Here is a 19,092-nt window from a genome sequence, read left to right as displayed (position 1 = left end):
CCGTTTCTTGTACGTCCAATACTAGGATGTCAAACTAAATGGGCCGGGGCCGTCGTCCGCACACCCGGCGGGAGGAGCGGGTCATGGCCGACAGCCGCGGAGCGAGCACCGACACCGAGCTGCACGTCCCCACCCATCCCGTCCGGTTCGTCACCGCGGCGAGCCTGTTCGACGGCCACGACGCCGCGATCAACATCATGCGGCGGATCCTGCAGAAGCAGGGCGCCGAGGTGATCCACCTGGGGCACAACCGGTCCGTCGACGAGGTCGTCACCGCGGCGATCCAGGAGGACGTCCAGGGCATCGCCATCTCGTCCTACCAGGGCGGGCACGTGGAGTACTTCTCCTACCTGGTCGAGCTGCTGCGCGAGCGCGGCGCCGGCCACGTCCGGGTCTACGGCGGGGGCGGCGGCGTGATCGTCCCCGAGGAGATCGAGCTGCTGCACTCGCGCGGCGTCTCCCGGATCTTCTCCCCGGAGGACGGTCAGCGCCTCGGCCTCCCCGGGATGATCAACATCATGATCCGGGAGTGCGACACGGACCTGGGCGAGCAGCCGCCCGCGTCGTACGACGGGCTGATCTCCGGGGAGACGGCGACGCTCGCCCGCGCGCTCACCCTCGCCGAGACCGGGCGGCTGCCGGCCGAGGTCCACCGGCGCATCGCCGCCCCCGAGCGGACGGTGCCGGTGCTCGGCATCACCGGCACCGGCGGCTCCGGCAAGTCGTCGCTGACCGACGAGCTGGTCCGCCGCTTCCGCCTCGACCAGGAGGACAAGCTGCGGATCGCGGTCCTCGCGGTCGACCCGACCCGGCGCCGGGGCGGCGGCGCGCTGCTCGGCGACCGGATCCGGATGAACGCGCTCTCCGGTCGCGGGCCGGCCGGCGGCGGGGGCCACGACAGCGTCTACTTCCGGTCGCTCGCCACCCGCGGCGGCGACGGCGGCTCGCTGCCCGAGCGGCTCGGCGACGCGATCGCGGTGCTGCGCAGCGCTGGGTTCGACCTGGTCATCGTCGAAACGCCGGGCATCGGCCAGGGCGACGCGGGCATCGTCGGGTTCGTCGACCACTCGCTCTACGTCATGACACCCGAGTTCGGCGCCGCGTCCCAGCTCGAGAAGATCGACATGCTGGACTTCGCCGACGTCGTCGCGATCAACAAGTTCGAGCGCCGCGGCGCCGAGGACGCCCGGCGCGACGTCGGCCGCCAGCTCGTCCGCAACCGCGAGGAGTTCGGCGCGAGCTGGGAGGACATGCCGGTCTTCGGCACCTCGGCCGCCACCTTCAACGACGACGGCGTCACCGCCCTCTACCAGCACCTGCGCGACCTGCTCGCGGCCGGCGGGCTGCCCGTCGGGGAGGGCAGGGTGCCCCGTGTCGACACGAAGACCTCGTCGCACCACGCCGCGGTGATCCCGCCGGAGCGCAGCCGCTACCTGGCCGACATCGCCGACACGGTGCGCGGGTACCACGCCGACACCGAGCGGCAGGCGCTCGCCGCGCGCACCCGCCAGCACCTGCGCACCGCCCGCGAGCTCGTCGGCGAGCAGGTCGCGCCGGCGCTGGAGAAGGCCGAGCGGGAGCTGCCCGCCGAGGGCGCCGCGCTGCTGGACGGCTGGCCGTCGGTGGTCGCGGACTACTCCGGCGACGAGTACGTCTACACCGTGCGGGACAAGGAGTTCCGCACCAGGCTGACCCGCGAGACGCTGTCCGGCAACAAGGTCCGCCGGGTCTCGCTGCCCCGCTACGATGACGACGCGCAGCTGCTGCGCTTCCTGCGCCGGGAGAACCTGCCGGGCCGGTTCCCCTTCACCGCCGGGGTGTTCCCGTTCAAGCGGGAGGGCGAGGACCCGGCCCGGATGTTCGCCGGCGAGGGCGACCCGTTCCGCACCAACCGCCGGTTCAAGTACCTGTCGCAGGACTCCGAGGCCAAGCGGCTCTCGACCGCGTTCGACTCGGTGACCCTCTACGGCCACGACCCGGACACCCGCCCCGACATCTACGGCAAGGTCGGCACCTCGGGCGTCTCGATCGCCACGCTGGAGGACCTGAAGGCGCTCTACGACGGCTTCGACCTCTGCTCGCCGACGACCTCGGTCTCGATGACCATCAACGGCCCGGCGCCGACGATCCTGGCCTACTTCCTGAACACCGCGATCGACCAGCAGACCGACCGCTTCCGCGAGGAGCACGACCGCGAGCCGGATGCCGCCGAGCGCGAGCAGATCACCGCCTACGCGCTGGCGAACGTGCGCGGCACGGTGCAGGCCGACATCCTCAAGGAGGACCAGGGGCAGAACACCTGCATCTTCTCCACCGAGTTCTCGCTGCGGATGATGGCCGACATCCAGGAGTGGTTCATCGCGCACCAGGTGCGCAACTTCTATTCGGTCTCGATCTCCGGCTACCACATCGCCGAGGCCGGGGCGAACCCCATCTCGCAGCTCGCGTTCACCCTCGCGAACGGCTTCACCTTCGTCGAGAGCTACCTGGCCCGCGGGATGAGCATCGACGACTTCGCGCCGAACCTGTCGTTCTTCTTCTCCAACGGGATGGACGCCGAGTACACCGTGATCGGCCGGGTCGCCCGCCGGATCTGGGCGGTCGCGATGAAGGAGCGTTACGGCGCGAACGAGCGCTCGCAGAAGCTGAAGTACCACGTCCAGACCTCTGGCCGCTCACTGCACGCGCAGGAGATGAACTTCAACGACATCCGGACCACGCTGCAGGCGCTGTGCGCGCTCTACGACAACGCGAACTCGCTGCACACCAACGCCTACGACGAGGCGATCACCACGCCGAGCCAGGAGTCGGTGCGCCGCGCGATGGCCATCCAGATGATCATCACCAAGGAGTGGGGCCTCTCGATGAACGAGAACCCGCTGCAGGGTTCGTTCGTCGTCGACGAGCTGACCGACCTGGTCGAGGAGGCCGTGCTCCGCGAGTTCGAGTCGATCGCCGAGCGCGGCGGCGTGCTCGGCGCGATGGAGACCGGCTACCAGCGCGGCAAGATCCAGGACGAGTCGATGCTCTACGAGCACCGCAAGCACTCGGGCGAGCTGCCGATCGTCGGTGTGAACACCTTCCTCAAGCCCGAGAACGACGACGAGCCGCAGGAGATCGAGCTCGCCCGCGCCACCGAGGAGGAGAAGCGCTCGCAGCTGGAGCGCCTGGCCGACTTCCAGTCCCGGCACCGCACCGAGGCCGAGCAGGCGCTGCGCCGGCTGCAGGACGTGGCGACCGGCGACGGCAACGTGTTCGACGAGCTGATGAAGGCCGCGCGGGTGTGTTCGCTGGGCCAGCTCACGACGGCGTTCTTCGAGGTCGGCGGGCAGTACCGGCGCAACATGTGACGGACCGGCCGGGCGGCGCGGCACCGGGTCCGGTGCCGCGCCCGTCCGCCGCGCCGGGGGCGTCCCGGCGCCCCAGTCGTTTTGCTTGCTTCAAGATAACTACCATGGTGGGCGACCCCGACGAAGGGCACGCCGACCGTGACCGAGAGCGTCCGCGACACGCCGCACACCGCCGCCGAGCCGCTCCCCCGCCGGCACGCCGTGTTCGCCGTCGTCGCGCTGGCGCTGCTGATGGCCGCCCAGGACCAGACCGCCGTCGCCACCGCGCTGACCACGGTCAGCGCCGACCTGCGGACCGACCTGGCCTGGACCGGCTGGATCATCACCGGGTACGCGGTCGGCCAGATCCTGGCGCTGCCGCTGGGCGGGCGGCTCTCCGCCCGGTTCGGCGCCCGCCGGGTGTTCCTGCTGGCGATCGCCGCGTTCACCGTCCTGACCTGCCTATGCGCGCTCAGCCCCGGGATCGGCCCGCTGATCGCCTGCCGGTTCCTGCAGGGCGTCGCGGGCGGGGTGATGCTCCCGGCCGCGAACGCGATCGTCGCCCACCACTACGGCCGCGACCGCGACCGCGCGCTCGCACTGTTCACCAGCGTGCTCCCGATCGGCGCGATCCTCGGCCCGCTGCTCGGCGGCCTGGTCCTGACGATCTGGTCCTGGCACGCGATCTTCCTGATGAACGCCCCGCTCGGGATCGTCGTCGTGGTCGCCGGGGCGTTCCTGGTCCTCGACCCGCCGCGGTCCGCACCCGGGCGGCTCGACGTGCGCGGCATCGCCCTGCTGCTCGGCACGCTGGTCACCGGGATGGTCGCGATCACCGTGCTCGGCGCGGCCGGGCTCGAGCCGGCCGGGATCGCGGTCGTGGTGCCCGCCGCGCTGCTCGCCGTCGCCGCCGGGTACCTGTTCGTCCGGCACGCCCGGCGGCGGACCGACGCGGTGGTGCCATGGCGGCTGATCGCCGGTCGCGGGCTGGGCATCATGAACTCGACGAACCTGCTGCTGGGCGCCGCGATGATCGGTTTCGGCGCGCTGCTGCCGCTCTACGCCCAGACCCGGTACGGGATGGCGCCGCTGGCCGCCGGTGCGCTGCTGGCCGGGCGCGCGGCCGGCTCGGTCGTCTCGTCCGGCGTGTCGGTCGCGCTGCTGCGCCGCACCGGGCACCGGCCGCTGCTGCTCTGCGGGATGGGGATCGTGGTGACCGGGCTGCTGCTGGCCGCCGCACCGCCGGTGGGGACGACGCCGGAGATCTGGCTGCTCGTCGCCGCCACGCTGCTCGGGATCGGCACCGGCCTGACCGCCCCGGCGGCGAACAACGCCGGCATGCACCTGGTGCCCGGCGACGTCGCGGCCATGTCCGGGCTGCGGATCATGTTCCGGCAGGTGGGCGGCATCGCCGCGGTGTCGGCGACCACGGCGGCGGTCGCCGCGGCGAGCTCGCCCGGGATCGCGGGCGCGGTCGCGCTGGTCGTGCTCGCGGCGCTGCTCGCCGGGATCACGCTGGTCGCGGCCCGCCTGCCCAACCGGCGCGGCCGCTGGTGAGGGTGCCCGCCCCGACCCGGGCGGGCACCGGCGGATCAGCGGCGGGACCGGGACCTGCTGCCGCGACGGCCGCGGTTCCAGCCGCCCAGGATGCCGATGGCCTCGACGAACGACTCGGCAGCCTTGGAGAGCTTTCGACCGGCCTTCTTCATCGGGTGTCCTCCACGCGGGTTCGGTACTGCTCGGGGTGGTGCTCGGGAGCGGGGTCCACCGTCTCAGAGCGCCGGACCGGACTTGGCGAGGGGGCATTGCTCCATCTCGGTGACACCGGCCGGGCCGGTTCGTTCCGGATCGGAAGCACCTCACCCGGCTGCCGCACCGGGCCCCGGCGTGTCCGCGCGACGACCGCCGTCCGGAGCAGCCGCTGCGTCCGCGCCGGGGCCGATCACCCTCGCCCGGGTGACACCGCCGCCGTGTGTGACACGTGCCGTGCGGTGGTACTCCGGCCGGGTCACCCGGCGGAGTGACGCAGGAATCGCCGCCGGGCACGACGGAACGAGGGGGCTCAGGTGACACCGGACGTACTGATGTGGGTCGTGATCGCGGCGGTCGTGCTGCTCGTGCTGGGCGCGGTGCTGGTGATCGGCGCACGGTTGCGGGGGCGGCGCCGCACCGCGGCGCTGCGCAGGCACTTCGGCCCGGAGTACGACCACGTGGTCGAGGTCTCCGGCAGCCGCACCCAGGGCGAGGCCGAGCTGCGGCGCAGGCTGTCCCGGCGCAACGAGCTCGACGTGCGCGAGCTCGACGCCGACGAGCGGGAGCAGTTCGCGGCCCGGTTCCAGCAGGCCCAGAACTCCTTCGTGGAGACGCCGCGTACCGGCCTGCGCGACACCGACCTGCTGGTGCAGCAGGTGATGCGCAGCCGCGGGTTCCCGGTCGAGCACTTCTCCGAGCGCGAGGCGATGGTGTCGGTCGACCATCCCGATCTGGTCGCGCACTACCGGGCCGCGCACGCGATCGCCGTCGCCGACACCCAGGAGGAGGCCGACACCGAGCAGCTGCGGCAGGCGATGGTCGACTACCGGTACCTGTTCGACGAGCTCATCGGGGCCGGGCACCCGGAGAGCACGCACCGCGATCTCCGGGCGTCGTGACCGGACCGGGCGAGCCGACGACCCGGTTCCCGGCCGTCGAGGGCGACCTGCTCGGCGGCCGCTACGAGCTGCGCGGGGTGCTCGGCGAGGGCGGCATGTCCCGGGTGCACCTCGGGCACGACCGTGAGCTGGACCGGCCGGTCGCGGTCAAGCTGCTGCACTCCACCGATCCCGACGACATCGCCCGGATCGGCGACGAGGCCCGCGCCGCCGCGGCGGTCGACCATCCGGGCGTGGTGACCGTGCACGACGTCGGTGGCACCGCCGACGGCGTCTACCTGGTCATGTCGCTGATCGAGGGCGAGACGCTCGGGCAGCGGATCGAGCGCGACGGCCCGCTCGACCCGGCCGAGGTGGTGCGGATCGGCGTCGCGGTGTGCGACGCGCTCGGTGCCGCGCACCGGGCCGGGGTGGTGCACCGCGACGTGACGCCCGGCAACATCGTCCTCGGCCCGGACGGCCGGGTGACCGTCACCGACTTCGGCATCGCGCGGCTCGGCGAGGGCGCCGGGCGCACCCGCACCGGGTACGTGATCGGCACCCCGCTGCACATGGCCCCCGAGCAGGGCCGCGCGACCGGCCGGGTGGACGGCCGGGCCGACCTCTACGCGCTGGCCTGCTGCCTGTTCACCGCGCTCACCGGACGCCCGCCGTTCACCGACCCGGACGCGTTCAGCGTGGTGCTGGCACACCTGCGCGACGCCCCGCCGCGCCCCTCCACGCTGCGCGCGGGGATCCCGCCCGCGCTGGAGGAGACACTGCTGTGGACCCTGGCCAAGGACCCGGACCGGCGCCCGCCGGACGCGGCCGCGCTGGCCGCCGCGCTGACCGCCGGGACCGGGGCGACCGTCCCGGTCCCGCAGCCGCGCCGCGGGTCCGGCTCGACGGTGGCCTCGACGGTGGCGCTGCCCGGCGACGGCGGGCCGGTCGCGTCGCACGCGCTGCACAGCACGCTCGACGACGTCGAGCACGACGACGTGGCCGCCGCCGACCGGCGGCGCCGGGTCGGCCTGGCGCTGATCGTGCTGGCCGCGCTGCTGGTCCTCGGGGTGCTCGCCGCGGCCCTGCCGCTCTGACCCGGCCGCTCCGACCCGGCCGCTCCGACCCGGCCGCCCGGCTCGGCCCCGCCCGGGCGGCACGGTCACGGGGTGGGCGGGGCGCCGGGCAGCCGGGTGTCGAGGGCGATGCCCGCCCGCAGGACCGGGCCGAGCAGGGCGGGTGCCCCGCGCCTGGGCAGCGCGGCGAGCCGCCCCGCCAGCCCGGGCAGGGCCCGGTGCGCGCCGGCCTCCACGATGTGCGCGACGTTCAGCGCGGCCAGCCGGTGGGTGTCCAGCGCGCTGTGGCCGTGCGCCGCGAGCGGGACCAGCACGGCGTCGGGCAGCAGCTCGGCGACCCGCTCGGCCACCGGTGGTGGCGTGCGCAGGTCCCGGTCGCCGGACACCACCGCCACCGGCCAGGTGAAGCGGCCCAGCTCGGCCGGGATGTCGTAGGGCGGGGTGCGCGACTCCGCGGCCGGGGCGAGCGCGAACAGCTGCTGGGGGTCGAGCGGGTGCCCGTCCGGCGGGGCGTCGAAGCCGAGCTCGCCCTGCCCGATCGGCCGGACCAGGTCGGGTTCGAACACCAGCGGCTGCCCGGTCGGCGACTCGACCTCGGCCCGGCCGAGCCCGGCGATCCGCGCCCAGCTGCGCCGGCCCCGGCCACGCAGCCGCGCCGTCAGCAGCCGCTCCAGCGGCGCGCTGCCCGCGAACTCGTACACGTGCTGGACCACGCCGGACAGCTCCAGCGGGTCCTCCCCCGCGGCGGCGAGCTCGCGGACCAGCGCCGCGCACCGGGCCGTCGCCGGATGGTGCCCGTCCCAGAACAGCGCGCGCAGGTGCGCCCGGACGTCGGCGACGTCGCCGGCGTCCAGGCCCGGCGAGTCGAGCACCATCGCCGCGATCCGGTCCGGGTGCCGGACCGCGAACACCTGGGCCAGGTAGCTGCCGTACGAGGTGCCGTAGACGATCGCCCGCGGCACCCCCGCCGCGTCCAGCACCGCGGCCAGGTCGTCGGCGGCGGAGGTGCTGGTGACGTCGTCGACGGTGAGGTCCGCGCCGGTCGAGTCGTGCCGGGACAGCCCGACACCGCGGTGCTCCACCATGATCACGTCGAGGCCACGGCGGGCCGCCGCCCGGCGCAGGCCGCGGTAGGGCAGCACCGAGGCCAGGCCGGGCCCGCCGGGGACGGCGAGCACCGGCGTCCGCTCGCCGGGCCCGTCCCGCACCCAGGCCAGCGGCAGCTCGCGGCCGCCGGACAGCGGGCGCGGCACCCATCCGCCGGACCGCTGCACCTCGGCGCGGCCCATCGCGGTCCACGCCGCCGCCGGGTCCCCCATCGTCGTCACCTCCCGGCCCGGTCCACGAACGGGGGACCCTGCGGGTTCCCGCCCCGGCCGTGACCCGGCGCGCCGATCCGGCGCAGCACCAGTGCCAGCGCGAGTGCGGCGAGCAGCAGGCCACTGACGTAGCCGGCCAGCGCGGGCCAGCCGCCGTGGTCGAAGGCGATCCCGCCGATCGCGCCGCCGACGCTGGAGCCCGCGTAGTAGCCGACCAGGTAGAGCGACGACGCCTGCGCGGGCACCGCGCCGGGGAGCAGCCGGGAGCGGCGGCCGACCCAGCTGCTGGCCACCGAATGCGCGCCGAAGAAGCCGACCGTGATCATCAGCAGCCCGGCGAGGACGGAGCCGAGGACGTCCGGCACGGTCACCCAGACCCCGGCCAGCGCGAGCAGGGTGGCCGACCACAGCACCGGACGGCGGCCGAACCGGTCGCCCAGCCGGCCGGCCCGGGTGGACGCCCAGCTGCCCGCCAGGTAGCCGAGGAACACCAGGCCGACCAGCGTGCCGGGCAGCGAGAACGGCGCGGCGAGCAGCCGGAACCCGAGGTAGTTGTAGACCGTCACGAAGGCGCCCATCAGCAGGAACGCCATCCCGAACAGGCACAGCAGGCCGGGATCGGTGAGATGGCGGCGCAGCGGGCCGCCGAGATCGCGCAGCCGGGTCCGCGGCGGGGCGGGCGCGGTCGGTGCCGGCAGCAGCAGCCGGAACGCGACGGTCGCCAGCACCGACAGCCCGCCGACGGCGGCGAGCCCGGCCCGCCAGCCGCCGAGCTCGGCCACCCAGGACGCGACCAGCCGGCCGGACAGCCCGCCGAGCGTGTTGCCCGCGATCAGCAGCCCGACCGCGCCGCCGAGGTGCCGCCCGGCGACCTCGTGGGTCAGGTGCGCCATGGACAGCGCGGGCAGCGCGGCGAGCGCGATCCCCTGCATCGCCCGGACCGCGACGAGGGTCTCGAAGGTCGGTGCCAGCGGAGCCAGCAGCGCGAGCACGGCCGACGCCGCGAGCGCCCAGGTCATCACCCGGGCGCGGCCCCACGCCTCGGTGACGGCGGACAGCGGGAGCACGGCGAGCGCCAGCGCCCCGGTCGTCGCGGACAGCACCAGGCTGGCCGTGGACGATCCGACGCCGAACTCGGCGGACAGCGCGGGCAGCAGCCCCTGCACGCTGTAGACCAGCACGAACGTCGCCATCCCGGACAGCCACAGTGCAGCGCCGAGCCGCCGGTAGCCGGGCGAGCCGCGCTCGTGCGGCGGGGCGGCGAGCGCGGCGGGACGTTCGGTCGTTGTCATCGCACACGACCGTAGGCGCGACCGTTGCCATGCGTCCAATGCATGTGATGACCGATTAGCATGCAGATGTGCATGAGTCTCTGGCGCCCGCGCTGCACCGCTTCGTCGCCGTCGCGCAGGACGGGCACCTCACCCGGGCCGCCGAGCGGATCGGCGTGCCGCAGCCGACGCTGTCCCGCTCGATCGCCCGGCTGGAGGACGAGCTGGGCGTCGCGCTGTTCCGCCGCGTCGGCCGCGGCCTGCGGCTCACCCCGGCCGGCCGGACGCTGCAGGCCCGGGCGGAGGCGGCGCTGGCCGAGCTGGCGGCGGCCACCGCCCAGCTGGCTGGCGACGCGGACCCGGTCACCGGGCTGGTCACCTTCGGCTTCCTCGGCACGCTCGGCCCCGAGGTGGTGCCCCGGATCCTGCGCGGCTTCCGCGACGCGCACCCGGCGATCCGGATCGATCTCGTCCAGACCCTCCACACCGCGCTGCTCGACCGGGTCCGCGACGGCACCGTCGACCTGGCCCTGACCTCGCCGATGCCGGACGAGCCGGGCCTGGTCGCGACCGCGCTGGCCGAGGAGGAGCTGCGGCTCGCGGTGCCGTCCGGGCACCGCCTGGCGAACGGGCCGGGCGCCGATCTCGCCGAGGTGGCGGGCGAGCCGTTCCTGCAGTTCGCCCGCGGCTACGGACTGCACGGCATCGTCCGCGCCTGGTGCGAGCAGGCCGGGTTCCGGCCCCGGGTGGCGTTCGAGGGCGGCGAGACGGCGACCCTGCGCGGGCTGGTCGGGGCCGGGCTCGGGGTGGCGCTGCTGCCGCTCGGGCCGGACGTCCCCGGCGTCGTCCAGCTGCCGGTGCGCGCCCCCCGCACCGTCCGCACGCTCGGGATGGTGCACGCCGCGGGCGGCCGCCGGACCGCACCGGTCCGCGACCTGTGCGACTTCGTCGCCGAGCACGGTCCGGGGCTGCTGGGCCACACCGACCCCCGGTGACCCGGAGCGGGTCCTCGGCGTCGGCGGCACCGGGCCCCGGAGGCTACCGTCGGAGGATGACCCCGGTGATCGACGACGAGGGCCGCACGGTGCCCGTCCCCGGCGAGGTGCGGCGGGTGGTCTCGCTGGTCCCGTCACTGACCGAGGCGGTGGAGGCCACCGCCCCCGGCCTGGTGGTCGGTGCGACCGACTGGTGCACCCATCCGGAGGGGCTGGCCGCCGAGCGGGTGCGCGGCACGAAGAACCCGGACGTCGAGCGGGTCCTCGCGCTCGCCCCCGATCTGGTGCTCGCCAACCAGGAGGAGAACCGGCTGCCCGACCTGGACGCGCTGCGCGCCGCCGGTCTCGCCGTGTACGTCACCGACATCCGCGACGTGGACGGCGGGCTGGTCTCGCTCGGCCGGATGCTCGACGCCTGCCGGCTGACCGAGCCGGCCTGGCTGCGCGAGGCCCGCGAGCTGTGGGCCGCGGTCCGGCCCGCCTCGCCGCGGCGCCGGGTGGTCGTCCCGATCTGGCGCAGGCCGTGGATGGCGGTCGGCTCGGACACCTTCACCGGCGCCGTGCTGGACCGGCTCGGGTTCGACAACGTGCTCGCCGGCTCCGCCGAGCGCTACCCGCGCATCGACCCGGCCGAGCTGCCCCCGCACGATCTGGTGGTGCTGCCCGACGAGCCGTACCTGTTCACAGCCGACGACGGCCCGGAGGCGTTCGGCGCACCGTCCGCCCTGGTCAGCGGGCGACTTCTGACCTGGTACGGCCCCAGCCTGGTGGAGGCGGCGCGGGAGCTGCCCGGCGCGCTGGGCCTGCCGGCCCGCACCTGAGGCCCGGCGGGGCCCCGGCGCGGGCCCGGCTCAGGACCGGAGCAGGTCGGCGCACTTCTCGCCGATCATCATGGTGGTGATGTTCGGGTTGATCGCCGGCAGGAACGGCATCGCCGAGGCGTCCGCGACCCGCAGGTTCCGCACGCCGCGCACCCGCAGCTGCGGGTCGAGCACGGCGTCCGGGTCGCCGTCGACACCCATCTTCGCCGTGCACGCCGGGTGGTAGACGGTGTTGTGGGTCTTGGAGATGTAGTCGGCCAGCTCGTCGTCGGTGACGGCGTCCGGGCCGGGTGCCAGCTCCGCGGCGATCCACTCCTTGAGCACGGGCTGCTCGGCGATCCGCCGGGCCAGCCGGATGCCCTCGGTCATGATCCGCATGTCGTGGCCGTCCGGGTCGGTGAAGTACCGCGGATCGACGCGCGCCCGGTCCCGGAAGTCCCGGGTGCGCAGCCGCACCGTGCCGCGGGACCGGCCGCGGGTGACGTTCGGGGTCAGGCAGAACCCGTTGTCGGTGGTCGGGTAGCCCCAGCGCAGCGTGTTCATGTCGAACGGCACCGAGCCGTAGTGCATCATCAGGTCCGGCCGGTCCAGCCGCGGGTCGGTGCGGTGGAACAGGCCGATCTCCCACCACTGGGTGGACTCGGTGACCATCGGCCGGGCCGCGTCCCAGAAGACCAGGCCCTCCACGTGGTCGTCCAGGTTGGACCCGACGCCCGGCGCGTCCACCCGCACGTCGATGCCGAACTCGCGCAGGTGCCCGGCCGGCCCGATGCCGGAGAGCATGAGCAGCTTCGGGGTGTCGATCGCGCCCGCCGAGAGGACCACCTCGCGATCGGCGTGCACCGTCTCCCGGCCGGGCCCGATCCCGCGCTGGTACTCGACGCCGGTCGCCCGGTCGCCGTCGAACAGCACCTGGGACGCCCAGCAGTCGGTCCGGACCTCCAGGTTCGGCCGCGAGTCCAGGATCGGGTGCAGGTAGGACGCCGACGACGAGGCCCGCGTCCCGTCCGGGAAGGAGTTGATCTGGAAGTAGCCGGCGCCGTCGGTGACCGTGCTGCCCTCGTTGAACCGCACCGTCGGCATGCCGACCGCGGCGGCGGCCTCCAGCACGGCGTTGCCGCAGGGATCGTGCGGCGGGATCTGCATGAGGTTGACCGGGCCGGAGCGGCCGTGGCCCGACCACTCGCCGTCGTTGGTCTCCAGGCGGGCGATCAGCGGCCAGCACTCGTCGGCCGACCAGCCGGTGAGCCCGGACGCGGCCCACTCGTCGAGGTCCTCGCGCGGCGTCCAGAACGCGATGCACGAGTTGTGCGACGAGCAGCCGCCGAGCACCTTCGCGCGGGCGTGCCGCATGTGCGAGTTGCCGCGCTCCTGCGGCTCGACCGGGTAGTCCCAGTCGTAGCCGGAGTCGAGCAGGTTCATCCAGTCGGCGAGCCGCAGGACGGCCTGGTCGCCGACGTCGGACGGGCCGGCCTCCAGCAGCAGCACCCGGGTCGACGGGTCCTCGGACAGTCGCGCGGCGACCGCGCAGCCCGCCGAGCCGCCGCCGACGACGACGTAGTCGAAGCGGTCGCTCACTTCTGCTCCCCCTCGGTGCTCCCGGCGAACCAGCGCTGCGGCTCCGGCGCGGTGTTGTGCCAGACGTGCTTGATCTCCTGGTACTCGGCCAGCCCGGTCGGGCCCAGCTCGCGACCGTTGCCGGAGCGGCCCATGCCGCCCCACTCCGCACCCGGGAAGTACGGGTGGAAGTCGTTGATCCAGACGGTGCCGTGGCGCAGCGCGTTCGCGACCCGGTTGGCCCGCCCCATGTCCTGGGTGAACACGGCGCCGGCCAGGCCGTACTCGGTGTCGTTGCCGAGCCGGATCGCCTCCTCCTCGGTGCTGAAGCGCTCCACGGTCAGCAGCGGCCCGAAGGTCTCCTCCTTGATCAGCCGGGAGCCCGGGGCCAGGTCGGTGATCACGGTCGGCAGGTAGAAGTAGCCGTCCTTGAGCTCCGGGGCGTCCGGCCGGGCGCCGCCGCAGCGGATCGTGGCGCCCTCGGCGCGGGCGGCCGCGACGAAGTCCTCGATCTTGGCCAGGTGCGCGGCGGAGACCAGCGGGCCGACCTCGACGCCGTCGGCGAGCCCGTTGCCCAGCCGGATCCGCCGGGCCCGGCGGACGATCTCGTCGACCACGGCGTCCGCGATCGGGTCCTCGATGATCAGCCGGGCACCGGCCGAGCAGACCTGCCCGGAGTGCAGGAACACCGCGAGCATCGCGTAGTCCACGGCCAGCTCGAAGTCGGTGTCGGCGAAGACGATGTTCGGGTTCTTCCCGCCGAGCTCGACGGCGGTGCGCTTCACCGTCTCCGCCGACGCCCGGATGATCGCCCGGCCGGTGTTCAGCCCGCCGGTGAACGACACCATGTCGACGTCGTCGTGCTCGGTCAGCGGGGCGCCCACGGACGGGCCGTCGCCGAGCACGATGTTGACGACGCCGGGCGGGATCCCGGCCTCGGCGCACAGCTCGACCAGCTTCACCGACGTCAGCGGGGTCACCTCGCTGGGCTTGATCACCATCGTGTTCCCGGCGGCGATCGCCGGGGCGACCTTCCAGGACAGCTGCAGCAGCGGGTAGTTCCACGGCGTGATCAGCGCGCAGACGCCGACCGGCTCGTGCACGATCCGGGACACCACGGTGGCGCTGCCGGTGTCCACGATCCGCCCGGCGTCCTTGTCGGCCAGCCCGGCGTAGTAGCGGAAGACGGCGGTGACGTCGTCGACGTCCTGCCTGCCCTCGGCGATCGTCTTCCCGGTGTCCAGGGTCTCGGTGCGGGCGATCTCCTCCCGGTCGCGGACCAGCAGGTCCGCGATCGTGGCGAGGATCGCGCCGCGCTCGGCGGTGGACGTGGCGCGCCACGGCCCGGTGTCGAACGCGCGGCGGGCGGCGGCGACCGCCCGGTCGACGTCGTCCGGCCCGGCCTGGTCGACCTCGGTCACGGTGGACGCGTCGTACGGGTTGATCACCGGAGCGGTCCCGGCGGAGCCGCCGGTCCAGGTTCCGTCAATGTAGAGGCTCGGCACGGGGGGCAGCGTTCACCTGCGGATGAGCGAACGCAAGCCGGGGTCGGAACCGGATGACATCCTCACCGGGCGGGTGGGGGTCACGCTTTCCCGGACCGTCCGGGCAGGCATCCCGGCGGCCGCGCAGTTAGGGTTGCGCCATGGGCAACCCGGTGCGGAGTCGCGAGTCCGGGGTGCAGTCCGTCGACCGCGCGATCACCGTCCTGGAGCTCATCGCCGGGCTCGGCGAGGCCGGGGTCAGCGAGCTCGCCGCTGCGCTCGAGGTGCACAAGTCAACGGCGTTCCGGCTGCTCGGGGCGCTGGAGGAGCACGGCCTGGTCGAGCAGATCGGGGACCGCGGCAAGTACCGCCTTGGCTTCGGCCTGATCCCGCTGGCCGGCCGGGTCGCCGAACGGCTGGAGGTCACCACCCAGGGCCGCCCGGTGTGCGACGAGCTGGCGGCCCGGCTCGGCGAGACGGTGAACATCGCGATCCCGGACCGCGGCTTCGCGGTCAACGTCGACCAGGCGCGCGGCCCGGCGATGGTCACGACCTACAACTGGCTCGGCCGGATCACCCCGATGCACAACACCTCCAGCGGCAAGGTGCTGCTCGCGGCCGCCGTCGCCGACGACCCGAGGGCGCTGCCCGAGGAGGTCCGGCCGGCCGACCGGAACGCGCTGTCCCGGGAGCTCGCCGAGGTCGCCGCGGCCGGCTACGCATGGTCGCTGGAGGAGCTGGAGACCGGTTTGAACGCGGTCGCCGCGCCGGTGCGCGACCACAGCGGGAGCGTCGTGGCGGCGCTGTCGGTGTCCGGGCCGTCGTACCGGCTCCCGGTCGAGCGGATCGAGGAGATCACCCCGGAGGTGGTCGCCGCCGGGCGCGAGATCAGCCGCCGGATGGGCTTCTGGGAGCCGGTCTAGAGCCGCTCGAGCACCGTCGGGAGATTGCGTTCGATCTCGTCGCCGAGCCGCTCGAACTCCCGGCGCAGGAACGGCACGGCCAGCTTGAGCAGGCCCTTGAAGCGCAGGTCCGCCGTGTAGGTGACGACGCTGCCGCCGTCCGGTGCCGGATCGGTGGGCTCCGCGACGATGTCCACGGTCGCGGTGACCGTGCTGTTCTCCCCGACGAACTCCAGCCGGGAGTCGCTGCGGCCGGCCAGCGTGTAGGTCAGCTCGGTCTCCCGGCCGTTGTACACCGCGACCGCCTGCCAGGTGGACCCGACGTCGATCGGGCCGCCGTCGTCGGACCGGGTGCACGTCTTGGTACCGGGGTTCCAGGTCTCGCTGTGCCCGAGATCGGCCAGGTAACCGAGCACGGCACCGGCTGGGGTGGACACCGTCATCACCCGCTGGAAGCCGACCACGTCGCTCCTCTCACCCCGACTCGGACGGCAAAGATGGTCTCACGTCGCGGAACCTTGATCGAGAGTGCCGCCCGGTGCCTGCTCGGCGATCGCGGGCGCGACCCGGTTCCGGCGTTCCGCCGCGCCGACGGGGCCGTCCGGCGCACACTGCGGAACCTCAGCGGGTCGTACCGGACGCCCGCGCCGCGCCCGGGAGGCCGACCGGTGGTACCGATGGACCCGACCGTCACGACCGGGACGGTGTGCGTCGAGCCCGACCTGCTGATCGCCTCCGCGGAGCGGCTGACCGTGCTCGCCGATGCGCTGGCCGACGCCGCCGACGCGGTGCCCGCGCTGCCGGCGGATCCCGGTTTCGGCTCCGGCACCGCGGCCGCCGAGCTGGAGGCCGACCTGCTCGACGCCGTCCGCGGGCACGCCGAGCGGGCCCGGCACACCGCCGGGGCGGTGCGCGCCGCCGCCGCGGGCTGGCGCGAGGCCGACGAGTCCGCCGCCGCGTCGTTCGCCGGCTGATCCGGTGCCGACGCTCACCGAACTGCTGGCCGCCGATCCCGGTGCCTGGCTGCGCCGCAGCCGCTCCTGGGACGCGCTCGCCGACCGGCTCGCGGCCCACGCCGACGACCTCGGCCGGGCCGGGACCGCCGCGCTGCCCGGCCGCTGGGCCGGCGCGGACGCCGATCGCGCCCGCGAGCAGCAGGACGCGCTGCGCAGCAGGCTGGTCGCCGGCTCCGCGGTCGCCACCCGGGCCGGCGACGTGCTGGGCAGGCACGCCGGCGAGGTGCTCGCCGCGCAGCGCCGGATCGTGGTGGCCGCGCTGGCGGTGCATCCGCTGCTCGACGTCGATCTCGGCTCCGGCACGGTCTCGGTGCCGTCGGTGGTGCGCGGTGCCGCGACCGCGCTGCCGGCCGGGGTGGCCGCGACGGCCGGGCTGCTCATGGTGGACAGCCTGCGGTTCGGCGCCGCGGTGCGGGCGGCGCTGGCCGACGCGGCCCGCTCGGACGCCGTCGCCAACGCCGCGCTGCACGCGCTGCGCCCGGCGCCCGGCGGCGCACCGGCCGTCGCACCCGCCGGGGTGGGTGCCGCCCGCGCCTGGTGGACCGGCCTGCCCGACGGCGAGCGCGACCGGCTCACCCGGACCCGGCCGGAGCTGGTCGGCGGCACCGACGGGATCCCCCCGGCGGCCCGGGACCGGGCCAACCGGATCCGGCTGGACGCCGAGCGCAGCAGGCTCCGGGCGCACGCCGACCGGCTGCGGCTGCTCGGCGACGACCGCGGGGCGGCCCGCGCGGAGGCCGACCTGGCCGGGCTGGCGGCGGTGCACCACAGGCTGGCCGCGGGCGACGCGCTGCTCCTCGATCTCGCAGGCGGCACCGGGAACGGGCAGGTGGTGCTGGCCGTCGGCGACCCGGAGCGGGCCGCGCACGTCGTCACGCACGTGCCGGGCACCGGGGCGGGCTGGGCCTCTGCCGGGGAGGACCTGCGCCGGATCGACGCCACCCGGGACGCGGCCCGCGCCGCCGGACCGGACGGCGAGGTGGCCGCGGTGCTGTGGACCGGCTACCGCACCCCGGCCGACCTGATGGCCGCCACCGACCCGCGGGAGGCCGGCCGGGCCGCCGCGGACCTGCGCCGGTTCCAGGAGGGGCTGCGCTCCGGGCACGACGGGCCGGTGCACCTGACCGCCGTCGGGCACTCGTACGGCTCGCTGGTGCTGGGCCGGGCCGCCGGGCCCGGGATCGCGGTGGACGACGTGGTGTTCGTCGGCAGCCCCGGGGTCGGGGCCGGGAAGGCCGGCGAGCTCGGGGTGCCGGACGGCCGGGTCTGGGCGACGACCGCGGCCAACGACCCGATCCGGCTGGCTCCCGGCCCCGAGCTGTTCGGCACCTCGCGCGGGTTCGGACCGACCGGGCCGGTGCACGGCGCGGACCCGGCCGGCCCCGGCTTCGGCGCGACGGTCTTCGAGTCGGTACCGGGGCCGCTGGGCCGGAGCCTGCACGACGACCCCGCGACACCGACCGACGAGTCGGAATGGGCGTCCGCGCACAGCGCCTACTGGGATCCGGGGACGCCGGCTCTGCGCACCATCGGGCGGATCGTCGCGGGCACTGCGAGGGGATGACGCTGAGTGATCGACACGGCGCTCTCAGGGACGCCGATCCGTCCGTCCGGCCGAATGAGCGACCGCTCAAGGAACCAGTAATGGCGCAGGTCACAGATAGTCGTCAGATAGACGGCGACTACCCTCCCACCGGACCGGGCACGGGCAGTAGCATGCGGACGTGACCGAGACCGAGAGCAGACCGGCGCGGCGCACCGGACGCCCCCCGTTGACCGACCGGGCCACGCTGCTCGCAGCCGCCCGTGAGCTCGGCTTCTCCGACCTGACGGTCGGCGCGGTGACCGCCCGGGTCGGCGTCAAGTACTCCACGTTCTACCGGCACTTCCCCAGCCTGGAGTCGCTGGTGGCCGCGCTGGTCGACGACGTCGTGACCGAGGACGTCTTCCCGGACGCGGAGGGCCGCTGGCAGGAGCAGCTGCTCGCGTTCGCCGCGGCGACCTTCGACATCATGGCCGCGCATCCCGGCCTCGCACCGGCGATGGTCCGGCTGCCCGAGGCGCCCGAGGCGCTGATGTCGGTGATGCAGCGGCTCACCGACCGGCTGCTCGCCGCCGGGCTCAGCGCGGAGGACGCGGTGCTGGCCGCCAGCACCGTGTTCCAGATGGGCATGCACCCCTGGCTCAGCGCGAACGGTCAGGGCGTGGGCGACGTGCGGCGCCGCGACCAGGTGATCGAGTCGACGCAGCCGTTCGACCCGCAGATCCGCGCGGTCTTCCGCGACCAGATCGACGACCCGCCCCGCAGCTGGACGCTGCGCCGGACCGAGCTGTTCATCGCCGGGCTCGAGACCCGGCTCGCCGACTGACCGATCCTCCGACACGGGAACGCCCGGGGTGCGCGATGCACCCCGGGCGTTTCCGTCGGTGGGAGGTTCTCCCGCTCAGGTGGGCACGACCTGGTCCGCCTGCGGACCCTTCTGCCCCTGCGTGACCTCGAAGGTCACGGCCTGCCCCTCGTCGAGGGTGCGGTATCCGGAGGACTGGATCGCGCTGAAGTGGACGAACAGGTCCTGCCCGCCTCCGTCCGGCGTGATGAACCCGTACCCCTTCTCCGCGTTGAACCACTTGACGGTTCCCTGTGGCATCCGGATGTCTCCTCGCGTCTTGCCGGTACCTACGAGGTGGACCC

The 19,092-nt window shown here is 74.5% G+C and carries 16 protein-coding genes; 10 read left to right on the top strand and 6 right to left on the bottom strand.

The features are described from left to right. Window positions 1-83 precede the first annotated feature (83 nt). From icmF to ACVJO7_RS27385, 4 genes are all read left to right on the top strand, one after another. Window positions 84-3,350, top strand: coding sequence for a fused isobutyryl-CoA mutase/GTPase IcmF (icmF, locus tag ACVJO7_RS27400; protein WP_491675268.1), 3,267 nt, complete (start codon window positions 84-86; stop codon window positions 3,348-3,350). A 138-nt stretch (window positions 3,351-3,488) separates the two neighbouring features. After that, entirely contained in the window at window positions 3,489-4,886 is a 1,398-nt protein-coding gene (locus ACVJO7_RS27395; RefSeq protein ID WP_358482807.1) for an MFS transporter, read from the top strand. Between the two features lie 509 nt (window positions 4,887-5,395). Then, a complete protein-coding gene (locus ACVJO7_RS27390) occupies window positions 5,396-5,980 on the top strand; it encodes a hypothetical protein (RefSeq protein ID WP_491675267.1) in 585 nt (194 codons plus the stop codon). Continuing rightward, window positions 5,977-7,056: a serine/threonine-protein kinase gene (locus ACVJO7_RS27385; protein WP_491675266.1), complete on the top strand. Its 1,080-nt coding sequence runs from the start codon at window positions 5,977-5,979 to the stop codon at window positions 7,054-7,056. Before ACVJO7_RS27390 ends, ACVJO7_RS27385 begins: the two co-directional genes overlap by 4 nt. Before the next feature lie 65 nt (window positions 7,057-7,121). On the opposite strand, the gene ACVJO7_RS27380 is transcribed toward ACVJO7_RS27385, so the two are convergent. Together ACVJO7_RS27380 and ACVJO7_RS27375 are read right to left on the bottom strand one after the other, a co-directional pair. Further along, a complete protein-coding gene (locus ACVJO7_RS27380; protein ID WP_491675265.1) occupies window positions 7,122-8,354 on the bottom strand; it encodes an alpha/beta fold hydrolase in 1,233 nt (410 codons plus the stop codon). 5 nt (window positions 8,355-8,359) lie between these two features. Next, complete coding sequence (locus tag ACVJO7_RS27375; RefSeq protein ID WP_491675264.1) at window positions 8,360-9,646, bottom strand: MFS transporter; 1,287 nt, start codon at window positions 9,644-9,646, stop codon at window positions 8,360-8,362. Between the two features lie 68 nt (window positions 9,647-9,714). Here ACVJO7_RS27375 and ACVJO7_RS27370 point away from each other — a divergent pair, with 68 nt between their 5' ends. Beyond that, a complete protein-coding gene (locus tag ACVJO7_RS27370; protein ID WP_344020057.1) occupies window positions 9,715-10,620 on the top strand; it encodes a LysR family transcriptional regulator in 906 nt (301 codons plus the stop codon). Between the two features lie 56 nt (window positions 10,621-10,676). Next, window positions 10,677-11,441 (top strand): helical backbone metal receptor, encoded by a 765-nt coding sequence (locus ACVJO7_RS27365; protein ID WP_491675263.1) that lies wholly within the window; start codon window positions 10,677-10,679, stop codon window positions 11,439-11,441. A 30-nt stretch (window positions 11,442-11,471) separates the two neighbouring features. Here ACVJO7_RS27365 and ACVJO7_RS27360 read toward each other — a convergent pair whose 3' ends face one another. Both ACVJO7_RS27360 and ACVJO7_RS27355 read right to left on the bottom strand, forming a co-directional pair. After that, window positions 11,472-13,019, bottom strand: a complete 1,548-nt coding sequence (locus ACVJO7_RS27360) for a GMC family oxidoreductase (RefSeq protein ID WP_491675262.1) — start codon at window positions 13,017-13,019, stop codon at window positions 11,472-11,474. Continuing rightward, on the bottom strand, window positions 13,016-14,503 hold the full coding sequence (locus ACVJO7_RS27355; RefSeq protein WP_491675261.1) for an aldehyde dehydrogenase family protein: 1,488 nt from the start codon (window positions 14,501-14,503) through the stop codon (window positions 13,016-13,018). Before ACVJO7_RS27355 ends, ACVJO7_RS27360 begins: the two co-directional genes overlap by 4 nt. Window positions 14,504-14,643: 140 nt before the next feature. Between ACVJO7_RS27355 and ACVJO7_RS27350 the strand changes: the two genes are divergently transcribed. Next, window positions 14,644-15,405, top strand: coding sequence for an IclR family transcriptional regulator (locus ACVJO7_RS27350; RefSeq protein ID WP_491675260.1), 762 nt, complete (start codon window positions 14,644-14,646; stop codon window positions 15,403-15,405). Here ACVJO7_RS27350 and ACVJO7_RS27345 read toward each other — a convergent pair. Next, a complete protein-coding gene (locus ACVJO7_RS27345) occupies window positions 15,402-15,848 on the bottom strand; it encodes an SRPBCC family protein (RefSeq protein WP_491675259.1) in 447 nt (148 codons plus the stop codon). The genes ACVJO7_RS27350 and ACVJO7_RS27345 overlap by 4 nt on opposite strands. A 213-nt stretch (window positions 15,849-16,061) precedes the next feature. Between ACVJO7_RS27345 and ACVJO7_RS27340 the strand changes: the two genes are divergently transcribed. The 3 genes from ACVJO7_RS27340 (at window position 16,062) to ACVJO7_RS27330 (ending at window position 18,769) form a co-directional block, all read left to right on the top strand. Then, window positions 16,062-16,358, top strand: a complete 297-nt coding sequence (locus tag ACVJO7_RS27340) for a hypothetical protein (protein WP_491675258.1) — start codon at window positions 16,062-16,064, stop codon at window positions 16,356-16,358. Between the two features lie 4 nt (window positions 16,359-16,362). After that, window positions 16,363-17,964, top strand: coding sequence for an alpha/beta hydrolase (locus tag ACVJO7_RS27335; RefSeq protein ID WP_491675257.1), 1,602 nt, complete (start codon window positions 16,363-16,365; stop codon window positions 17,962-17,964). 160 nt (window positions 17,965-18,124) lie between these two features. Beyond that, window positions 18,125-18,769, top strand: a complete 645-nt coding sequence (locus ACVJO7_RS27330; protein ID WP_344020077.1) for a TetR/AcrR family transcriptional regulator — start codon at window positions 18,125-18,127, stop codon at window positions 18,767-18,769. A gap of 75 nt (window positions 18,770-18,844) precedes the next feature. Here ACVJO7_RS27330 and ACVJO7_RS27325 read toward each other — a convergent pair whose 3' ends face one another. Continuing rightward, complete coding sequence (locus tag ACVJO7_RS27325) at window positions 18,845-19,048, bottom strand: cold-shock protein (RefSeq protein ID WP_344020079.1); 204 nt, start codon at window positions 19,046-19,048, stop codon at window positions 18,845-18,847. Window positions 19,049-19,092: the final 44 nt, after the last annotated feature.

This window comes from Pseudonocardia sp. DxW (assembly GCF_058448985.1).
This window is presented reverse-complemented; position numbering and strand designations above follow the sequence as displayed.